The following is a 3,608-nucleotide window of genomic DNA, read 5'->3' as shown; positions in this document are numbered from 1 at the left end:
GCGTCGTCAGCGCACTCCTGTGGGAGCGTGGCCGGGCGAAGGGGGCGGTTCGTCGGCCCCGCCTCTCACGGCGGGGCCCGCTTCCCTTCAGTCGGCACTCCACCAGCGCATCGGAGCGTTGCATCCGGAAGTGGCACTTGATACGGGCGGCCTGAATATCGTCATCTGACGTCAGTACGCCAAAGGCCGAAAAAATTTTAACTCAGATGGAAGTCTTACCAGTCGCTAACCGCGAGGGCGAGCCAGATTCGACTACCAAACTCCGCGACACCAACGCCATGTTTCGTCGGCCACAACCCTGCATAAATTCATCATTTTAGTCAGTGTCGAGCTTGAAGGTCGTCACATCAAAAGTGAGCGTCGGGTCAGGTTCGTCCTTGACGACACTCACCAAACGCATTGCGACAAGTCGATTCTCGTTAGTAAGGGCACATATCACACGCCCTTCACGTGTCGCCTTGCTCGATATCTCCTCCGCATAGTCGGGCCCATATTTGCAGGTTCTGTATTCAAAAGGGGCATCTTGGCCGGCGTCGTACACTCCAGTGGACGAAAGTAGGGCTGTGATCAAGAATCCACGACTATAGTTGTCGAATGTAATGTCTTTTCTGGGATAAAGGGCCAAGCTTGCCCGCCATTGAGCATCGTCTTGAGGCGCATCAAGATCAACTTGAGTCCCATGATGCAGTACCATCCGGCCGGAATGGTAGATCCCGAATCCAACTTTTGGATCGCGGGTGCGCACTGGACTTGGCGTCGCAGCAATAGATTCCTGCGGTTCCGTCAATCTAGAAATAGATGACTTAGGTAGCTCGGCAGCACCCGAAGAATCGGAACCCTGAGATCTAAATGCTAGATAAGTTAAGAGCGTCCCGATGATTGCTACAACGAGACCCAAAAGAGCAATACTTTGGTCGCGGGTTAGATTTGCTCTTCCCATATTCTTGCTTGAACTCCTTGACGCTTCGCCGGTAGATTCAGGGCCTGACTTCAGTCGCAGCGCGAAGCCAGTCTTTCTCTAAATGCCCTTGACCCTAAGATATGGATCTTGAAAATCTTCTGCCGAGGCGAAGTCATTTGGCCCCCCGTCGTCCGACGGAGACCCTAGCCCGAACAGGTACGGGCATCGCAACCCCCATCGACGTGCCCAACAAGTCGGCCGATGGTATCGGATGTGAGCCGGTTCAGTCACCCTTAGCCGCTTGGGGCGCGCTGAGCCTTCCCGCGTCGCGGCTGGCTACCGTGCGTGATCGTCGCCGAAGGCAGACGGAACGCGCCCGACGCGCCGTTACACGGGCCCTTGGCTGTTACGCCCAAGCCATGCTTGCTGGTGCTACGAGCTCCCTCCGAGCTAGACCCTGTACGGGCCTCGCTTCGGGTACCTGGTTCTGGTCTTCGCTGTGTGTGGTGGCTGCTGGGGGTCGATGCAACAGCCTATGGAGACTCGAGCTACGGATTACGCGCTGCCACTCCCCTACGCACGAGGGAATCAAGTGGCCATGGACCAGCTGAAAGGCTGAACTCGAAATTGCGAGAGCCACCGATACGCCAGTAGCGAACTGCGGGACGGAAGCCGGCTCGGGGGTTTCCCGGCCGACCCCCCTTGGCTATCGGCGTGACGGGCCAAGGATGATCGCTAGAACCATCATGGCGAACATGATCAGTTCTGGCGTCATGGGCATCTCCTTCGGGCCGAGACTGAGCGACCGGTGTGGACGCTCCGGACAGACGTGGTCCGCCTGCCGATCGTGGGGCCCGAGGGGATGCCAAGGGTTCGATGTTCAGTTGTAGATCATGGACATCCTCCCACATAGGAGGCGCTGCCCGCCCGGCAATGCTCGTCTCTCTGCTGCGCGAATGCCGGGGCCGAGAGGGCCGCTGACGGCCTGTCCCTGGCGGTCCGGTGTCTCGGGTAGGCCGCCATGGCTCAGGCGAACGGCAAGCGTGCATCTTGGACTTGCGGGCTCAACCTGGGGACGCCTGGCACGTATGATCAGTTACTCGAAGCGGCATGATCGGAGGGTGGCCACGATGGCGAAGCTCACCGTGAACGTGTGGTACGACGAAGCGACAGACGAAGTTGTGATCACCTCAGCCGAGCCCGCTCGGGTTGATCTGATCCTGAACCCGAAGCGCGGCAGCTCCCCCGATCGAAAGCTCCGTGAGCTACTCAGGGCCGAAGGCGTGGACGTCCCAGACGCCGAAGGCTGACGTACCCTCTCTGGCCCTGAGCTGGCCACAGATGCGCGAACGCCAGTTCTCCCTAGTCAGACACGGGGCCGGCGTCCAGGTCGTAACGATAAGAGTGCTGGTCAGCGCATGCCGGGTTTTAGCCGTCCCCCACCCTGTCACCGGTCGGGTGCACTCCGGCTAGGGGCGCGTGGGATGATCGGTCCTGTGCTGGACGGGGGAGATGCTCAGGCTGTCAGTTGGGACTTTTTTATTTCCTACACTCGGGCTGATCGCCCGTGGGCAGAGTGGATCGCTTGGGAGCTGGAAGAGGCCGGATATCACGTTATGTTCCAGGCATGGGATTCCGTTCCCGGCTCAAATTGGAATTCGAACATGCAGCATGGTATTACTCGTGCCGTGAGGACGATCGCCGTACTTTCCAGAGAATATCTGAAATCCGTGTTCGGGGAATCTGAGTGGCAGGCCGCATATCGTGACGATCCGCAGGGATTCGAGCGGAAGCTGTTGCCAATCAGGGTCGAAAATTGCAATCGTCCTGGAGTGCTCGGCTCTGTGGTGTCCATCGATCTTTTCGATCGGCCGCCAGAGATAGCTCGGAACCTGTTGCTAGAGGGGATTCGGCAGATGAAGGCCGGGCGCGCGAAACCGGCGGCAGCGCCGAGGTTCCCCGGACCGGAAAGCCGGCAGGTGCCATCGCACGCTACCGTTCGGCCTGAGCGGTCATTGGGTAGAAGAAGGCCTTATACTGGTCCGCCACTAGAGAGAAGAAGGCGCAATCCGCCGACAAAGCTAGGCTTTTACTTCTACGTGTGCTTTTTCGTTGCTCTTGCTGGTGCCGCACTTTCTATCGGCACCCTCCTCGGCATTTCAAAGATCTTCCATACGCATTTCAGTCAGAACTCTTCTATCAACGTTACATATGGAGGCGCACTACTTTTTGTTCCCATCGGTGTTTATGCTGCTAGATGGATGATCCGCACCGGTGCGGTAACTCTTAGGAAGTCGCAATAGCAATCGCAATCGCCACCCTCGGTGAGGGCCTAAGTCGCATCCGAGGCCGTCGCACAAGGCGACGCATCGATAGCCCGCGCGAGCGTTGGCGTGGGCGGGGCTGACGCGACGGCGGCGTGACCCATGATCGATCAACCGAAAAAGGCGAGTGCGCCGAGTAACACGGTGATCACGAGGATACCGATACCGAAGCCGACGCTACCGACGCTTATAGCGAGGATGCCGAGGGCTACCCCCCCGACGACGCCAAACAGCATGCCTACCCTTCCCCCCTGACGATCACTGATGCAAGCATGGTCATCCTGCCACGGACCGGCACGGATAAACCCAACGGACCCCTGCGTGGGGCCTGGACGGCCCCTCCCGCGGCCACAGACGGACGAACGCCGGCTCTCCCTATCGAG

Annotated in this window: 3 protein-coding genes; 2 read left to right on the top strand and 1 reads right to left on the bottom strand. The window is 59.0% G+C overall.

Going from position 1 to position 3,608, the window contains the following annotated elements:
• Nucleotides 1-316 precede the first annotated feature (316 nt).
• Nucleotides 317-940: a hypothetical protein gene (locus NBZ85_RS28770; RefSeq protein ID WP_261563094.1), complete on the bottom strand. Its 624-nt coding sequence runs from the start codon at nt 938-940 to the stop codon at nt 317-319.
• Between the two features lie 1,091 nt (nt 941-2,031).
• Here NBZ85_RS28770 and NBZ85_RS28765 point away from each other — a divergent pair.
• Both NBZ85_RS28765 and NBZ85_RS28760 read left to right on the top strand, forming a co-directional pair.
• A complete protein-coding gene (locus NBZ85_RS28765) occupies nt 2,032-2,211 on the top strand; it encodes a hypothetical protein (protein ID WP_261563092.1) in 180 nt (59 codons plus the stop codon).
• 174 nt (nt 2,212-2,385) lie between these two features.
• Nucleotides 2,386-3,204 carry a toll/interleukin-1 receptor domain-containing protein gene (locus NBZ85_RS28760; RefSeq protein ID WP_261563090.1) on the top strand — a complete coding sequence of 273 codons (819 nt, stop codon included), beginning with the start codon at nt 2,386-2,388 and terminating at the stop codon, nt 3,202-3,204.
• Nucleotides 3,205-3,608 lie beyond the last annotated feature (404 nt).

Origin of the sequence: Frankia tisae, from assembly GCF_025403405.1 — a bacterium.
Classification (GTDB): Bacteria; Actinomycetota; Actinomycetes; order Frankiales; family Frankiaceae; genus Frankia; species Frankia tisai.
The sequence above is the reverse complement of the archived record's forward strand: the minus strand, read 5'-3'. Positions and strand labels throughout refer to the sequence as shown.